This is a genomic window from Buttiauxella warmboldiae, assembly GCF_003818135.1.
Taxonomy (GTDB): Bacteria; Pseudomonadota; Gammaproteobacteria; order Enterobacterales; family Enterobacteriaceae; genus Buttiauxella; species Buttiauxella warmboldiae.
The window spans coordinates 22,765-39,249 of the sequence record NZ_RPOH01000009.1 but is presented as its reverse complement, the minus strand read 5'-3'; the positions used below and the strand labels follow the sequence as shown (position 1 = coordinate 39,249).

Sequence of the window (16,485 nt, the reverse complement as noted above, 5' to 3'; positions counted from 1 at the left end):
TGAGTTTGTTAACATTCTGCTAAATTATCGTGGGCTTTGGGTCCAGATAAGGGAGATATGATGAAGCAGGCATTTCGAGTTGCATTAAGTTTCTTGATGCTGTGGGCAGCCGTGCTGCACGCAGAAGTTCGTATTGAAATCACCCAAGGGGTGGATTCAGCACGTCCGATTGGTGTGGCGCCGTTCAAATGGGCAGGCCCGGGTGCAGCACCGGAAGATATTGGTGGCATCGTTGCCGCTGATTTACGGAACAGTGGCAAATTCAATCCATTGGATCGTTCGCGTTTACCGCAGCAGCCTGGCTCCGCTCAGGAAGTGCAGCCGGCCGCGTGGACCGCATTGGGTATTGATGCCGTTGTTGTAGGCCAGGTCACACCAAATGGTGACGGCAGCTATACCGTGGCTTACCAACTGGTGGATACTTCTGGCGCCCCAGGTACTGTGCTGGCGCAAAATTCCTACAAAGTGAACAAACAGTGGCTGCGCTATGCCGGTCATACCGCCAGCGACGAAGTGTTTGAAAAGCTGACAGGTATCAAAGGCGCGTTCCGTACTCGTATCGCCTACGTGGTGCAGACCAACGGCGGCCAGTTCCCGTATGAGCTGCGCGTGTCCGATTATGATGGCTACAACCAGTTTGTGGTTCACCGTTCTCCGCAGCCGTTGATGTCACCGGCCTGGTCTCCAGACGGTAGCAAAGTGGCTTATGTGACGTTTGAAAGCGGTCGTTCAGCGCTGGTTATCCAGACGCTGGCGAATGGCGCGGTGCGTCAGGTTGCTTCTTTCCCACGTCATAACGGTGCGCCGACCTTCTCTCCAGACGGCAGCAAGCTGGCCTTCGCATTGTCGAAAACCGGTAGCCTGAACCTGTATGTGATGGACATTGGCTCGGGTCAGATTCGTCAGGTGACTGATGGTCGTAGCAACAATACTGAACCTACCTGGTTCCCGGATAGCCAGAACCTGGCTTACACTTCCGATCAGGCCGGTCGTCCACAGATTTATAAAGTGAATGTCAATGGCGGCGCTCCGCAACGTATCTCCTGGGAAGGTTCTCAGAACCAGGATGCGGATGTGAGTACCGACGGCAAGTTTATGGTGATGGTGAGCTCCAACGGTGGGCAACAGCATATCGCCAAACAGGATCTGGTAGCGGGTGGCGTACAAACTTTATCGTCAACGTTCCTGGATGAAACGCCAAGTCTGGCACCTAACGGCACGATGGTAATCTACAGCTCTTCTCAGGGGATGGGATCTGTGCTGAATCTGGTCTCAACAGATGGGCGTTTCAAAGCGCGTCTTCCGGCAACCGATGGTCAGGTTAAATTCCCTGCCTGGTCGCCGTATCTGTGATAATAAAATCTAAAGGATCAAAGAAATGCAACTGAACAAAGTGCTGAAAGGGCTGATGCTGGCACTGCCTGTTATGGCAATCGCTGCGTGTAGTTCTAACAAGAGCGCCAACAACGAGAGCGGCGAAGGTATGCTGGGCGCCGGCACTGGTATGGACGCTAACGGTAGCAATGGCAACATGTCATCTGAAGAACAGGCTCGCCTGCAGATGCAACAGCTGCAGCAGAACAACATCGTCTACTTCGGTCTGGACAAATATGATGTTTCTTCTGAATTCGCTGCCATGCTGGATGCGCACGCTAACTTCCTGCGTAGCAACCCATCTTACAAAGTGACTGTAGAAGGTCATGCGGACGAACGTGGTACTCCGGAATACAACATTTCCCTGGGTGAGCGTCGTGCGAGCGCAGTTAAGATGTACCTGCAGGGTAAAGGCGTTTCTGCAGACCAGATCTCCATCGTTTCTTACGGTAAAGAAAAACCAGCCGTTCTGGGTCATGACGAAGCGGCTTACGCTAAAAACCGTCGTGCCGTTCTGGTTTACTAAGAGAACAGTATGAACAGTAACCTCAGACATCACTTGTTGAGTCTGTCGTTACTGGTTGGCATAGCGGCCCCCTGGGCCGCTACTGCTCAGGCGCCAATCAGTAGTGTCGGCTCAGGCTCGGTCGAAGACCGTGTCACCCAACTCGAGCGTATTTCCAACGCTCACAGTCAACTCTTAACCCAACTCCAACAACAACTCGCTGATAACCAACGTGATATTGATTCCCTGCGCGGCCAGATTCAGGAAAACCAATATCAACTGAATCAGGTTGTTGAGCGCCAGAAGCAAGTTTTATTGCAGATAGACAGCCTCGGTAGCGGCGCTGCTGCAGGGCAAGCTGCGGGTGTAACCGATCAGGGTGCTGCTGCGACAGCAGCACCTGATGCTGGTGCGTCAGCCAGCACTCCGGCGGCCCCAGTGCAGGGAGGCGATGCCAACAGCGACTACAATGCTGCTATTGCTATGGTGCAGGATAAGTCCCGTCAGGACGAAGCCATCGCTGCATTTCAGAGCTTTGTTAAGAAGTACCCGGATTCAACCTATCAGCCAAATGCCAATTACTGGCTGGGTCAGTTGAATTACAACAAGGGGAAAAAGGATGATGCGGCATTTTATTTTGCCTCGGTGGTGAAAAACTACCCAAAATCACCTAAAGCCCCGGATGCTATGTTTAAAGTCGGTGTGATCATGCAGGACAAAGGCGATAGCGCAAAAGCGAAAGCCGTGTATCAACAGGTGATCAAACAATTCCCGAATACCGATGGCGCAAAGCAGGCGCAAAAACGTCTGAATGCCATGTAATGAGTGCGGCCTGACCAGATATTGCTGCTTTTCTGGCCGGGTCGAACGAAATGCAAGCCATTAGGTGATCTTGATCGAAATTCTTGTTGCGTCAAAATCTTAAATCAGTAATATATGCCGCCGTTGCCAGGGGATATCAAACAAACCCAAAGTGACGCGAAATTGGGGCGTTAGCTCAGTTGGTAGAGCAGTTGACTTTTAATCAATTGGTCGCAGGTTCGAATCCTGCACGCCCCACCAATTTCGATGTAGTACGAAGAAAGTGAACGTGTAGGGTTTGAACCTGTAGCAGGTTCGACAAAATCGTCGGGAACGATTTTGAACGCCATTTGTGGCGGCCCGGAGGGCGAGTCTCAGGATGAGACGAGTCATTATCCTGCACGCCCCACCAATTTCGATGTAGTACGTGTTTGAAGAAGCAGTAAACCGCATTGCGGGGCGTTAGCTCAGTTGGTAGAGCAGTTGACTTTTAATCAATTGGTCGCAGGTTCGAATCCTGCACGCCCCACCAATTATGATGTAGTGCGAAGTAAGTGAGTCGTGTTTATAGCAGTACCGAAGTTTGGGTGATTAGCTCAGTTGGTAGAGCACCTCCTTTACACGGAGGGGGTCGGCGGTTCGAGCCCGTCATCACCCACCATTCGGGGCGTTAGCTCAGTTGGTAGAGCAGTTGACTTTTAATCAATTGGTCGCAGGTTCGAATCCTGCACGCCCCACCAATTTCGATGTAGTAAGTATGTGAAGAAGCAGTAAACCGCATAGCGGGGCGTTAGCTCAGTTGGTAGAGCAGTTGACTTTTAATCAATTGGTCGCAGGTTCGAATCCTGCACGCCCCACCAAATTTAGACTAAGGCGCCTTTACGGCGCCTTAGTTGTTTCTGAAGATTCAAATTCCTCACGACAATCCCGCCATAATTCGCTATCTTGTTTAGCATACAAAACAACCTTAGCCATTTCTGGTCGGTCTTTAGCAGAAAAGCGCTAATTTGGTTAAGTCAGTCAAACGAGAAAGCACTATGAGCGTAATGTTCGATCCAGAAGCCGCGATTTATCCCTTCCCACCTAAGCCACAGCCTTTGAGCGCGGACGAAAAGCAATTTTACCGCGAGAAAATCAAGCGTCTGCTGAAAGAGCGGAATGCTGTCATGGTGGCTCACTACTACACCGACCCTGAAATTCAGGCTCTGGCGGAGGAGACTGGCGGCTGTATTTCTGATTCTCTCGAGATGGCGCGTTTTGGGGCAAATCATCCCGCAACCACGCTCCTGGTGGCAGGCGTGCGTTTTATGGGCGAAACCTCGAAAATTCTGAGCCCGGAAAAGACCGTTCTGATGCCAACGCTGAATGCGGAGTGCTCTTTGGATCTCGGCTGCCCAATCGAAGAGTTCAACGCCTTCTGCGATCAACACCCCGATCGCACAGTGGTGGTCTATGCTAATACTTCCGCAGCGGTAAAAGCGCGTGCGGATTGGGTTGTGACTTCCAGTATTGCAGTTGAATTAATTGAACATCTGGACAGTCTGGGCGAGAAAATCATCTGGGCGCCGGACCGCCATTTGGGGAACTACGTCCAGAAGCAAACGGGTGCTGATGTATTGTGCTGGCAGGGCGCGTGTATCGTGCATGACGAGTTTAAAACTCAAGCCCTGACCCGCATGAAGGCGCTTTACCCGGATGCTGCGGTACTGGTTCATCCTGAGTCACCACAAGCGATTGTGGATTTAGCCGATGCAGTCGGTTCTACCAGCCAGTTGATTGCCGCGGCGCAAACACTGCCGAACAAGCAGTTGATCGTCGCGACCGACCGCGGCATTTTCTACAAAATGCAGCAGGCGTGCCCGGACAAAGAATTGTTCGAAGCGCCGACAGCAGGCGAGGGCGCAACATGCCGTACCTGCGCACATTGCCCGTGGATGGCGATGAACGGCCTTAAAGCTATCGCTGAGGGACTTGAGAACGGCGGAGCGGCTCATGAGATTCATGTTGATGCTGCGCTGCGTGAGGGCGCTCTGGTTCCTTTAAATCGAATGTTAGATTTTGCCGCCGAGTTGCGACGCAATATTAAAGGTAATGCATAAGGAAATTATGCTCAGGAGCGAATATGGATTTTTTTAGCACGCAGAACATTTTAGTCCACATCCCAATCGGGGCGGGCGGGTACGATTTATCGTGGATTGAAGCTATCGGAACCGTGGCGGGCTTGCTGTGCATCTGGTTAGCGAGTCTTGAAAAGATCAGCAATTACGCGTTCGGTTTAATTAACGTTACGCTCTTTGCGATTATTTTCTTTCAGATTCAACTGTACGCCAGCTTGCTGCTCCAATTGTTCTTCTTTGTGGCCAATATTTACGGATGGTATGCCTGGTCCCGACAAACAAGCGACAATCAAACGGCTCTTCAGATTCGCTGGCTGCCATTGCCTAAAGCGATTGCCTGGATTGCGGTTTGTATCGGTGCGATTGGTTTGATGACGGTATTCATCGACCCGGTTTTTGCTTTCCTGACCCGCATTGCGGTTTCCGTGATGCAGGGGCTGGGGATAAATGTGGCCATGCCTGAGCTTCAGCCTGATGCTTTCCCATTCTGGGACTCTTGCATGATGGTGCTGTCGATTGCGGCAATGATCCTGATGACCCGTAAATATGTGGAAAACTGGCTGCTGTGGGCGATCATTAATGTGATTAGCGTGGTGATTTTTGCCTTGCAGGGCGTCTATGCGATGTCGCTTGAGTATCTGATTCTGACGTTTATTGCGCTCAACGGCAGCCGTATGTGGATTAAAAGTGCGCACCAACGGGGTTCACGCGCCTTATCTTAATCAGTGATGATGATGAGCATGGTCGTGCTGACCATGCTCATTTAAATCGCAGTCCTGCCCGTGGCAAAGCTGATACTCCATCTGCACCGTCGCATGTTCAATCTGATACTCATCGTGGAGAAAACGGTGAATGCGATCCAGCAGGGCATCATGATCGTGTGGCGGCACAACCTGCGCGTGTAACGTCATGAGCGGCTTTTCGCCCACCAGCCAGATATGCACATGATGGACGTTACGCACTTCCGGAATGGTTCTGGCTAGTTTTCGCTTCAGCAGCGCGATATCAATGCTGTGGGGTGCCCCTTCGAGCAGCTCATTCACGCTCTCTTTGAGCAAATGCCACGCGCTACGCAGTACCAGGCACGAAACCAGAATCGAAAGGATGGGGTCAATGGGCGTCCAGCCGGTCGACAAAATAATCAGCGCCGCGGCAATCGCCCCCACCGAACCTAATAAATCACCCAGAACATGCAGGGCTGCGGCACGCACGTTAATATTCTTTTCTTCATTGCCGCGATGCAAAATCCAGAACGAAAACAGATTCGCCAGCAGTCCTGCAAAGGCGATCATCAGCATTGTCCAGCCCGCGACAGGCTGCGGGTGATAAAAACGGATTATCGCTTCCCAGACAATCAGTACCGTAATCACTACCAGAGCAATGGCATTCACAAATGCGGCAAGGGTCGTTAGCCTTAGCCATCCGAACGTATGGCGAGCATTCGGCGGGCGGCGGGCAAAATGCACGGCCAGCAAGGCCACTAACAGCGCTGCGGCATCCGTCAGCATATGCCCTGCATCAGCCAGTAGGGCGAGCGAGCCTGACAGCACACCGCCGATGACTTCAGCCACCATAAAGAGGGCGGTGACGGCAAAAGCCCAGAACAGGCGTCTGGCATTGGAATCAGCTGAAGCGTGTTGATGTGTATGCGCCATGGTTTCTTCTGTTTTCTGAAACAACGATGCGCTAATTATAACCACTAATGCTGATTAACTTATTGAATAAAACTCATAAAAAAGGGGAGCCTTAGCTCCCCTGTTTAGCGGTATTTCTTTTACTGCGAAGTGCCGTCCACTTTTGTATTGACGTCATCACCGCTACCGGTTTCAACCTTTTGGTTGGTATCCGGGCATTTACCGTCTTTACACATCGAATTTTTATGGATTTCATCTTTGCTCATCCCGTCGCTGGTGATACCGCTACTGCTGGTTGAGCCATTTGGATGAAGCATAGTGCCGCCATTATTGATATTGCTGTTATCAACGCCTTTAGGCGCAAGGTTCTGATTCGCATCCGGCGCGACCTGGCCTGCTGATGCTGCAGCATTAGCCTGGCCATTATTGTCTGCAGCCGTATCTGCAGCCATTGCCATGCCGCTGGCGACGGAAAGGGTTGCTGTCAGGAAAAGCGCGGTTAATTTTTTCATCATCATGCTCCTGTTCTGGCGGTTATTGCTGGATAACTTCTTCCAACAGTTGCACTGGCTTATTCTGAGTTGCAGGCCTTTATCGGTTAAATATCTCACCAATGAAAGCCCTGTCAGAATACAATTTTGCAAAATGGCTATTTTTTAGGGTTAACAGTTAAAAATTGTAGCCGAAAAGGGTGGTTTTACCATTTTTTGACGCTTTTTAGGCCATTTCCAGGAATATTCCGCCGGAAGTGTAAAAGCCCGTTTACACTTCCGGCCTGAAGAGATAGATTGAAGAGATTGCAACTCGGTTAAATCTCAAGGCCATTCCCGGAAATATCATGAATTATCAGAACGACGACTTACGCATCAAAGAAATCAACGAACTTTTACCGCCAGTAGCGCTGCTTGAAAAATTCCCAGCCACTGAAAAAGCCGCCGCCACCGTTTCTGGCGCGCGCAAAGCGATTCACAAAATCCTGAAAGGCAATGACGATCGTCTGCTGGTGGTGATTGGTCCTTGCTCCATTCACGACGTGAAAGCGGCGAAAGAATATGGCGCTCGTTTACTCAAACTGCGTGAAGAGCTGCATGGCGAGCTGGAAATCGTGATGCGTGTTTACTTTGAAAAACCGCGTACCACGGTGGGCTGGAAAGGCCTGATCAACGATCCTGAGATGGATAACAGTTTTAAAATCAACGATGGCCTGCGCATTGCCCGTAAGCTGTTGTTAGATATCAACGACTCCGGCCTGCCTGCAGCGGGTGAGTTCCTGGATATGATCACCCCGCAGTACCTGGCGGATTTGATGAGCTGGGGGGCTATCGGCGCACGTACTACCGAATCCCAGGTTCACCGTGAACTGGCCTCTGGCCTGTCTTGTCCGGTCGGTTTCAAGAATGGTACCGATGGCACCATGAAAGTCGCGATTGATGCGATTAACGCGGCTGGCGCGCCTCATAGCTTCCTGTCCGTGACCAAATGGGGCCACTCCGCCATCGTCACTACCAGCGGCAATGGCGACTGCCACATCATTCTGCGTGGCGGTAAAGAGCCAAACTACAGCGCCGCTCACGTAGCCCAGGTGAAGACTGACTTACAGAAAGCGGGTCTGCCGGCGCAGGTGATGATCGATTTCAGCCATGCGAACAGCAGCAAGCAATTTAAAAAGCAAATTGAGGTGTGTGCCGATGTTTGCCAGCAAATTTCAGGCGGCGATAAAGCGATTACCGGCGTGATGATCGAAAGTCACCTGGTGGAAGGAAATCAAAACCTGGAGAGCGGCGAACCGCTGGTGTACGGCAAAAGCGTAACCGATGCCTGTATTGGCTGGGAAGATACTGAAGCTGTGCTGCGCCAGTTGGCCGACGCGGTAAAAGTCCGCCGCGGCTAAATCTCGAATCAGCAGTATAAAAAAGGCGTGGTGAAAACCGCGCCTTTTTCACTGCTAGCGGCGCTTTACTTCGCTTTACCCTGGTTGGCAACGGCTGCGGCTTTTGCCGCGATTTCATCCGCATTACCCAGATAGTAGCGTTTCAGCGGTTTGAAGTTCTCGTCGAACTCGTAGACCAGCGGCACGCCGGTTGGGATATTCAGCTCAAGAATTTCTTCTTCGCTCAGGTTATCGAGGAATTTAACCAGGGCACGCAGGGAGTTACCATGAGCGGCAACAATCACGCGCTCGCCGCTTTTCATGCGTGGCAGAATGGTTTCGTTCCAGTAAGGGATCACGCGGTCAATAGTCAGCGCCAGGCTTTCAGTCGTCGGCAGCTCTTTGTCGCTCAGGCTTGCATAACGCGGGTCATGCCCCGGGAAACGCTCATCATCACGGGTTAATTCTGGTGGCGTCACAGCAAAACCACGACGCCATTGTTTAACCTGTTCGTCACCGTATTTCTCTGCGGTTTCAGCTTTGTTCAGACCCTGCAGCGCACCGTAGTGACGCTCATTGAGCTTCCAGGATTTCTCAACCGGCAGCCAGGCCTGATCCAGCTCATCAAGGATGTTCCACAGGGTATGGATGGCACGTTTCAGCACTGAAGTGTAAGCAAAATCGAAGGCGTAGCCTTCGTCTTTCAGCAGCTTACCCGCCGCTTTTGCCTCAGTTTTACCTTTTTCAGACAGGTCAACATCATACCAACCGGTAAAGCGGTTTTCGTTGTTCCACTGGCTTTCACCGTGACGAACCAGAACCAGCTTAGTAACAGCCATAGTTTACTCCTCAATAAGCTCATGGTTAATGATAACGATTATCATTATATTGCCGCAGCGGGGCCCGCGGCAATGCCAAACGTTTAACATAGCGAAAAAGAGGGAGAAGTGTAAGGTGGATGTGAATGGTTGTTATATTTTTGTCGATAAATGGCGGGAAATCCAGCGGTTTGCATAATAATCGCCCTTCGCAAAGAAGGGCGAAAACTTAAAGCGCAATAAATTCGTATTGCGTAATGCTCAGATACTCATCGTCCGGCTGTAGCCAGCAATCGGGCTGTGGCCATTCCGGGTGATTTGGGCTGTCGGGCAGAAACTCGCTCTCAAGCGCCAGCCCCTGGTACGCGCTGTAGCACCCTTGTTCCCTGGCAGGCGTTCCGTCGAGATAGTTTCCGCTATAAAACTGCAACGCGGGTGCCGTAGTGTAGACCGTCATTTGCAGCCTGTTGTCGCTCGACCAGACGTGAGCCGCAGGCAGGCTGGCATCGCCCTGCGCCTGGAGCAGAAAAGCATGATCGTAGCCTTTTACCAGCTGCTGGTCGGCATCGCTCAGAAAATCATCGGCGATAGTTTTTGGCCTGCGGAAATCAAAGCTGGTGCCATCCACCGCTTTAAGCCCGGTCCTGGGGATGCCGCTGCTGTCTACCGGCAAATAGCTATCTGCCAGCAATTGCAGGCGATGCTGGCGAATATCGTTCTGCTGGCCGTCGAGGTTGAAATAAGCGTGATTGGTCAGGTTCACCGGGCACGGCCTGCTGGTTCTGGCGCGAAACTCAACGGTGATGCAGTTATCTTCGGTGAGCGCATAACGCGCGGTGGCGCATAACTCACCCGGGAAGCCCTGGTCACCGTCAGGCGAATCAAGCGTATACAGCACCTCCTGCTCGTTCTGGCGCACAATACGCCAGCGGCGTTTATCAAAGCCGTCCGGGCCGCCGTGCAACTGGTGCGCCCCCTGGTTTGCGCTAACCTTGACGGTGACGCCATCGCGTTCAAACTGGCTATTGGCAATGCGGTTGGCATAACGCCCAACCGTTGCGCCCAGATAAGCCGACTGATTGAGATAATCTTCCGGCGTTTCGCAGCCGAGCAGCGTTTCGCGCACGCTGCCGTCTTTCATCGGCACGCGGCACGACAGCAAAGTTGCGCCCCAGTCCATCACGGTGACCACCAGCCCCGCGCTATTGCGCAGGGTGGAGAGGCGGAAAGGTTGCCCGTCTGGTGCGAGCTGTGGAGTCTCTTTTAGCATTGGCCAGCGCCCTCCGAAGGTTTGCAAACGTAGAAGGTTTCTTTGATACCGGTTTTCGCTTCGTACTGTTTTTCGACCGCTTGTTTAACCGCTGGAACCAAATCTTCCGGGATAAGCGCCACGATGCAGCCGCCGAAGCCGCCACCTGTCATACGTACACCGCCTTTATCGCCGATAGTTGCTTTCACGATTTCAACCAGCGTATCGATTTGCGGCACGGTAATTTCAAAATCGTCGCGCATTGAAGCGTGAGATTCAGCCATCAATTCGCCCATACGTTGCAAATCGCCTTTTGCCAGCGCGTCAGCCGCTTCAACGGTACGGATGTTTTCCGTCAGAACGTGGCGCACGCGTTTAGCCACAACCGGGTCAAGCTCATGAGCCACTTCATTGAATTTGGCCAGCTCAACGTCGCGCAGCGCTTTCTGGCTGAAGAAACGTGCTCCAGTTTCACATTGTTGGCGGCGGGTGTTGTATTCACTACCGACCAGCGTGCGTTTGAAATTGCTGTTGATGATGACAACTGCCACGCCTTTTGGCATCGAAACGGCTTTGGTGCCCAGCGTGCGGCAGTCGATCAGTAATGCGTGATCTTTTTTGCCTAACGCTGAAATCAGCTGATCCATAATTCCACAGTTACAGCCGACGAACTGGTTCTCTGCTTCCTGGCCATTCAACGCAATTTGCGAACCATCAAGGGACAGATGATAAAGCTGCTGAAATACCGTGCCGACCGCCACTTCCAGAGAGGCTGATGAACTCAAGCCCGCGCCCTGGGGTACGTTGCCGCTAATCACCAAATCCGCACCACCAAAATTCTTATCACGCTTTTGCAGATGCTTCACCACGCCGCGAACGTAGTTAGACCACTGTTGGGTATCGTGGCTCAGGATAGGTTTATCCAGCGAGAACTCATCAACCTGGTTGTCATAATCCGCCGCAATAACGCGCACCATGCGGTCGCCACGTTTTGCACAGCTGATGACCGTCTGGTAGTCGATCGCGCAAGGCAGCACGAAGCCGTCGTTGTAATCGGTATGTTCGCCAATCAGGTTTACGCGCCCCGGAGCCTGAAGGGTATGGGTCGCCGGATAGCCAAATTTCTCGGCAAAGAGGTGTTGGGTATTATCTTTCAGACTCATTTTTAAACTCCTGATTGGCGAAAGTGGATATCGGATACTGCACGCAAGCGTTCTGCGGCCTGCTCTGCGGTTAAATCACGTTGGGTTTCAGCCAGCATTTCATAGCCGACCATAAATTTACGCACCGTCGCGCTGCGCAGCAGCGGCGGATAGAAGTGGGCATGTAACTGCCAGTGGTCATTTTCCTCGCCGTTAAACGGTGCGCCGTGCCAGCCCATGGAATAGGGGAAGGAGCACTGGAACAGATTGTCATAACGGCTGGTCAGTTTTTTCAGCGCTACGGCTAAATCACGGCTCTGTTCTGGCGTTAAATCGGTGATGCGCAGGACAGGCGTTTTTGGCAACAGCAGCGTTTCGAACGGCCAGGCCGCCCAGTAAGGCACCACCGCAATCCAGTGTTCGGTTTCAACCACCGTGCGGCTGCCGTCTTTAAGCTCACGCCGTGCGTAATCGACCAGCATTGGCGAGCCATTTTCAGCAAAGTATTCGCGCTGCAATAGATCTTCACGCGCCACTTCATTGGGCAGGAAGCTGTTTGCCCAGACCTGACCGTGCGGATGCGGGTTGGAGCAACCCATCGCCGCGCCTTTATTTTCAAAAACCTGCACCCACGGGTAGCTTTTACCCAACTCCGCCGTTTGTTCTTGCCAGGTTTTCACCACTTCTTCCAGGGCGGTGACGGAAAGCTGCGGTAGCGTTTTGCTGTGGTCAGGAGAGAAACAGATAACCCGGCTGGTACCGCGTGCGCTTTCACAACGCATTAGCGGGTCGCTGCTTTGTGGGGCGTCCGGGGTGTCCGTCATCAGGGCGGCAAAGTCATTAGTAAAAACAAAAGTGCCGGTATAGTGCGGATTTTTATCACCGGTAACGCGCGTATTGCCCGGGCACAAGAAACAATCCGCATCGTGCGGCGGTAAAGTTTCTTGCGCCGGTGTTTCCTGCGCCCCTTGCCACGGGCGCTTAGCCCGATGCGGAGAGACCAGGATCCATTGTCCGGTCAGCGGGTTGTAACGACGATGTGGATGATCCACCGGGTTAAACTGCTCCATTACATTTCCTTAGTCTGGATAACCTTGAGGATGGCGGGACTGCCAGCGCCAGGTATCATCTGCCATTTCTTGCAGCGTGCGGCTGACACGCCAGTTAAGTTCTTTATCGGCTTTGCTGGCATCTGCCCAATAAGCGGGGAGATCGCCGTCACGACGCGGAGCGAAGTGGTAATTCACCGGCTTTCCGCAGGCGGCGCTGAAAGCGTTAATCACATCCAGCACGCTGCTGCCAATACCGGCGCCGAGGTTATAGATGTGGACGCCGGGTTTGCCCTGTAGCGTTTGCATGGCTGCAACATGACCATCGGCTAAATCCATCACATGAATATAGTCGCGGACACCTGTGCCATCTGCGGTTGGATAATCGTTGCCAAAGACCGCCAGTGAATCACGACGCCCAACCGCAACCTGCGCGATGTACGGCATTAGATTGTTTGGAATACCTTGCGGATCTTCGCCCATATCTCCTGACGGATGGGCGCCAACCGGGTTGAAGTAACGCAGCAGCGCCACGCTCCAGTCCGGCTGGGCTTTTTGTAAATCAGCGAGGATCTGTTCAACCATCAGCTTGCTGCGGCCATATGGGCTTGCAGGCGTGCCGGTCGGGAAGCTTTCAACGTAAGGGATTTGTGGCTGATCGCCATAGACCGTGGCGGAAGAGCTGAAGATAAAGTTGGTGACGTTGGCGGCGCGCATCGCAGAAATCAGGCGCAAAGTACCGGTGACGTTGTTGTCGTAATATTCCAGTGGCTTGCTGACTGATTCGCCTACGGCTTTCAGCCCGGCAAAATGGATAACAGCATCAATTTGATGGTCGTGGAAAATTTCAGCCAGTAAGGCTTCATCACGAATATCGCCGTCAATAAACAGCGGGTGTTTTCCACCAAGGCGTTCAATCACCGGCAGCACGCTGCGTTTACTGTTGCAGAGGTTATCCAGAATGACGACATCGTGACCGTTTTGCAGCAGCTGGACGCAGGTATGACTACCAATGTAACCGCTACCACCTGTAACCAATACTCTCATTTTGCTCTCCATTAGGCGTATGGTATGTGTTAAACATAGCATAACAGAGATGGCAAAAGTGTGACATGGGCTAAATTAGTGGAATCGTTTACACTGACGTTTCAGGCACGGCGAACAGTGGGGAAAATGATTATAAAACAAATGATAGCGGTGTCGATGCTGCGGGTTGTCTGAAAGTCTTGCGGTGAGGTTAGCCTCACCGCCGGATAGAAAGTTTTTAGCGCGCAGCCGCCAGGTCTTCACAGTCGTAACGGTAAATATCGCCATCGGCCACAAAGCTCAGCCGTTTAGTAATGCACTTCGGCGCGTCTTCCGCATGGTGGGAGACGAACAGCAGCTGCGTTTCCCCTTCACCGATCAAAATATCAATGAAACGGCGTACTAGCTGGCGATTTAGCGGGTCCAGCCCCTGCAGCGGTTCGTCAAGAATCAGCAGCGTCGGGTGTTTAACCAGCGCGCGGGCAATCAGCGCCAGGCGTTGCTGACCCCAGGAGAGGCTGTGGAAGGGCGCATCAGCGATAGCGTTATCCATGCCGAGCATATTCAGCCATTCCCGGGCGAGTTTCTGCTGGCGATCGGAAACGGCCTGGTAAATGCCAATTGAATCAAAGTAGCCTGAGAGCACCACGTTTCGCACCGTGGTGCTGACGCGATAATCGAGATGCAAATTGCTGCTGACGTAGCCGATATGCTTTTTGATATCCCAGATGGTTTCGCCGCTGCCGCGCCGACGGCCAAACAGCGTCAGATCGTTGCTGTACCCTTGCGGGTGATCGCCCGTCACCAGGCTTAATAACGTCGATTTCCCTGCACCGTTCGGGCCGACGATTTGCCAGTGTTCCCCAGGGTTTACCGTCCAGGAAAGTTTGTGCAGGATAGGGCGATCGTTGTACTCCACCACGCCATCGCGCAGCACAATACGCGGTTCATTTTCAGGGAGCGTATAGCGTGCACTCGGATCGTCTGCCTCCGGCAGCGCGACGCCTGCCAGTTTTTCGCTGTGAGCCAGTTGGGCAATCAGCGCCTGCTCAAGCAGCTTTTGTTTTTCACCGACTTCAATCAGCGCGCAATCGGCCAGTACGCCAGCGTGCTGGATAAAATCAGGGATCTCATCAAAGCGGTTAAGCACCAACACCACGGTGTAGCCCTGCGTGCTCAGTTCACCTAATAGTGCGGCTAGCTGCTCGCGGGATTTCACATCTAAGCCGTCAAACGGCTCATCAAAAATAAGCAAATCAGGCTGTGGCATCAGTGCCTGGCACAGCAGCGTCTTGCGCGTTTCGCCGGTGGAAAGGTATTTAAAACGGCGATTTAACAGCGGCGCGATGCCGAAAAGTTCCGCCAGCTGCCGGCAGCGGGCTTCATCTTTGATTTCATCCTGAATCATTTCCGCGGTGGTGCGGCCGGTATCGTCTTCATCAGGACTTAATAAATCGGTGTTATTGCGCTGCCACTCATCGCTGACTAATTTTTGCAGTTGTTCAAATGAGAGGTGTGCGATGCGGGAAAATGTGCACTGGCGCGTGCCTTGTTGCAGCGCCAGGTAGCCTGCGAGCGCGCGGGCAAGCGCGGATTTACCGCTGCCGTTGGCCCCCACAAACGCCCAGCTTTCACCGGCGTGAATGGTTAAATTATTGAGGGTAAGAGGTCGGGTATCGCTCAGACGGAATATCCCTTGCGAAATTTGCAACACAGACATAGAACATCCCATTTTTTGCCGTGGTTAACGCCAGATTTAAGGATTGTCTGCCGCTTGTCAATCCGCCGCGCGGTTTTAGCACAGCGTGGCGACAATCACGCGATCGGCATTAAAAAATGCTATGACTTCAGCACCTTCTACCAGTTTTTGCTCTTCTACTACGCTATTAGGCACGGTGGCGCACAGCGTTTGCCCATCGGGTAATTGCACCAGAACTTCGCTTTGCTCAGCGTCTTGCTCAATATTGCAGAGGGTGCCGCAAAGTTGGTTGTCGGCACGGCTGGCACGTTTCGCCTCGGTGGTGATTTCCACCCATGGTGCTTTAATCAGTACCAGGACTTCTTTACCTTCACCTAGCCCCAAACGCTCGGCGCTCTGGCGGGTAATGGCGGCCTGCAGGCGTGTGCAGCCATCCGCCAGTAAAATATCAATATGCTGCTGCACCTGCTCACCATCGCGATGCACAACCGTGCCGAAAAGCTGGTTGCGGGCGCTGGTTTGCAGGGAAAAACGTGAGATTGCGGCGAGCAGGCTGTCGAGTGGCAGGGCATCGTCACGCAGCACATCAAAGGCTTTTTGCTGGATTTGCGCGAGCAATTCATACAGCTGGATCAGGCGTTCACCATAGGGGGTAATGAGCGCACCCCCTCCGCCTTTGCCGCCGGTTGCGCGTTCAACTAATGTCTCATCGCTGAGCTGATTCATCTCATTGATGGCATCCCAGGCACTTTTGTAGCTGATGCCAGCGAGCTTTGCTCCCTGGCTAATTGAGCCGGTATGCTGTATTTGTTTAAGTAGCGCGATACGACGTGGATCGGCGAACAGCCGCTGCTGGAGTTTCAGCGTCAGTAGAATTTCAGCTTGCATAACCGCTCCGCGAGAAAGAAAACGCCATTTTCCTCTATTGCGCGGGGTTGGGCAAATCGCACAAAAGGAGAGTGCGTTTTTCTGTCAGCTCGTTAGAATAGCCGTTCTCACTTTTGTTGGAGGCATCCATGTTAGAGTTATTGAAAAGCTTGGTGTTTGCCGTGATCATGGTGCCAATCGTTATGGCGCTGATCCTCGGCCTTATCTATGGATTGGGTGAAGTCTTTAACGTCTTCTCAAAAGTCGGTCATAACGACCAGCCAAAACAAAACCATTGATTCCCTGGCGCCCGCAAATGCGGGCGTTGCTTTAT

Annotated in this window: 16 protein-coding genes and 5 tRNA genes; 12 read left to right on the top strand and 9 right to left on the bottom strand. The window is 52.6% G+C overall.

The window, feature by feature from the left end:
- Nucleotides 1-60: 60 nt before the first annotated feature.
- From tolB to pnuC, 10 genes are all read left to right on the top strand, one after another.
- The gene (tolB, locus tag EHN07_RS02635; RefSeq protein WP_124022657.1) at nt 61-1,353 is read left to right on the top strand and encodes a Tol-Pal system beta propeller repeat protein TolB; all 1,293 of its coding nucleotides are present in this window, start codon (nt 61-63) and stop codon (nt 1,351-1,353) included.
- A 25-nt stretch (nt 1,354-1,378) separates the two neighbouring features.
- Nucleotides 1,379-1,900: a peptidoglycan-associated lipoprotein Pal gene (gene pal, locus EHN07_RS02630; protein ID WP_064544887.1), complete on the top strand. Its 522-nt coding sequence runs from the start codon at nt 1,379-1,381 to the stop codon at nt 1,898-1,900.
- 9 nt (nt 1,901-1,909) lie between these two features.
- Entirely contained in the window at nt 1,910-2,701 is a 792-nt protein-coding gene (gene cpoB, locus EHN07_RS02625) for a cell division protein CpoB (protein WP_124022656.1), read from the top strand.
- Nucleotides 2,702-2,865: 164 nt separating this feature from the next.
- Nucleotides 2,866-2,941: transfer RNA gene (locus EHN07_RS02620), tRNA-Lys, on the top strand.
- A 195-nt stretch (nt 2,942-3,136) separates the two neighbouring features.
- Nucleotides 3,137-3,212: transfer RNA gene (locus EHN07_RS02615), tRNA-Lys, on the top strand.
- A 53-nt stretch (nt 3,213-3,265) separates the two neighbouring features.
- Nucleotides 3,266-3,341, top strand: a tRNA-Val gene (locus tag EHN07_RS02610).
- Between the two features lie 3 nt (nt 3,342-3,344).
- Nucleotides 3,345-3,420 (top strand) — tRNA-Lys (locus tag EHN07_RS02605).
- 44 nt (nt 3,421-3,464) lie between these two features.
- Nucleotides 3,465-3,540: transfer RNA gene (locus EHN07_RS02600), tRNA-Lys, on the top strand.
- Nucleotides 3,541-3,717: 177 nt separating this feature from the next.
- Nucleotides 3,718-4,779, top strand: coding sequence for a quinolinate synthase NadA (gene nadA, locus EHN07_RS02595; protein ID WP_124022655.1), 1,062 nt, complete (start codon nt 3,718-3,720; stop codon nt 4,777-4,779).
- A 23-nt stretch (nt 4,780-4,802) separates the two neighbouring features.
- Complete coding sequence (gene pnuC, locus EHN07_RS02590; protein WP_124022654.1) at nt 4,803-5,519, top strand: nicotinamide riboside transporter PnuC; 717 nt, start codon at nt 4,803-4,805, stop codon at nt 5,517-5,519.
- On the opposite strand, the gene zitB is transcribed toward pnuC, so the two are convergent.
- Nucleotides 5,520-6,452 (bottom strand): CDF family zinc transporter ZitB, encoded by a 933-nt coding sequence (gene zitB, locus EHN07_RS02585; RefSeq protein ID WP_124022653.1) that lies wholly within the window; start codon nt 6,450-6,452, stop codon nt 5,520-5,522.
- A 119-nt stretch (nt 6,453-6,571) separates the two neighbouring features.
- Entirely contained in the window at nt 6,572-6,949 is a 378-nt protein-coding gene (locus tag EHN07_RS02580; protein WP_124022652.1) for a YbgS-like family protein, read from the bottom strand.
- Nucleotides 6,950-7,269: 320 nt separating this feature from the next.
- On the opposite strand from EHN07_RS02580, the gene aroG reads away from it, so the two are divergent.
- On the top strand, nt 7,270-8,322 hold the full coding sequence (aroG, locus tag EHN07_RS02575; protein WP_124022651.1) for a 3-deoxy-7-phosphoheptulonate synthase AroG: 1,053 nt from the start codon (nt 7,270-7,272) through the stop codon (nt 8,320-8,322).
- Between the two features lie 65 nt (nt 8,323-8,387).
- On the opposite strand, the gene gpmA is transcribed toward aroG, so the two are convergent.
- The 7 genes from gpmA to modE all read right to left on the bottom strand — a co-directional run bounded on the left by gpmA (nt 8,388) and on the right by modE (nt 16,172).
- Nucleotides 8,388-9,140, bottom strand: a complete 753-nt coding sequence (gene gpmA, locus EHN07_RS02570; protein ID WP_124022650.1) for a 2,3-diphosphoglycerate-dependent phosphoglycerate mutase — start codon at nt 9,138-9,140, stop codon at nt 8,388-8,390.
- A gap of 208 nt (nt 9,141-9,348) precedes the next feature.
- Nucleotides 9,349-10,389: a galactose-1-epimerase gene (gene galM, locus EHN07_RS02565; protein ID WP_124022649.1), complete on the bottom strand. Its 1,041-nt coding sequence runs from the start codon at nt 10,387-10,389 to the stop codon at nt 9,349-9,351.
- On the bottom strand, nt 10,383-11,531 hold the full coding sequence (galK, locus tag EHN07_RS02560) for a galactokinase (protein WP_124022648.1): 1,149 nt from the start codon (nt 11,529-11,531) through the stop codon (nt 10,383-10,385). Before galK ends, galM begins: the two co-directional genes overlap by 7 nt.
- A gap of 2 nt (nt 11,532-11,533) precedes the next feature.
- A complete protein-coding gene (gene galT, locus EHN07_RS02555) occupies nt 11,534-12,580 on the bottom strand; it encodes a galactose-1-phosphate uridylyltransferase (RefSeq protein ID WP_124022647.1) in 1,047 nt (348 codons plus the stop codon).
- A 9-nt stretch (nt 12,581-12,589) separates the two neighbouring features.
- Entirely contained in the window at nt 12,590-13,606 is a 1,017-nt protein-coding gene (gene galE / locus EHN07_RS02550; protein ID WP_124022646.1) for a UDP-glucose 4-epimerase GalE, read from the bottom strand.
- A gap of 217 nt (nt 13,607-13,823) precedes the next feature.
- The gene (gene modF / locus EHN07_RS02545; protein WP_124022645.1) at nt 13,824-15,305 is read right to left on the bottom strand and encodes a molybdate ABC transporter ATP-binding protein ModF; all 1,482 of its coding nucleotides are present in this window, start codon (nt 15,303-15,305) and stop codon (nt 13,824-13,826) included.
- Between the two features lie 75 nt (nt 15,306-15,380).
- A complete protein-coding gene (gene modE / locus EHN07_RS02540) occupies nt 15,381-16,172 on the bottom strand; it encodes a molybdenum-dependent transcriptional regulator (RefSeq protein WP_124022644.1) in 792 nt (263 codons plus the stop codon).
- Nucleotides 16,173-16,300: 128 nt separating this feature from the next.
- Here modE and EHN07_RS02535 point away from each other — a divergent pair, with 128 nt between their 5' ends.
- The gene (locus tag EHN07_RS02535; protein ID WP_124022643.1) at nt 16,301-16,450 is read left to right on the top strand and encodes an AcrZ family multidrug efflux pump-associated protein; all 150 of its coding nucleotides are present in this window, start codon (nt 16,301-16,303) and stop codon (nt 16,448-16,450) included.
- Nucleotides 16,451-16,485: the final 35 nt, after the last annotated feature.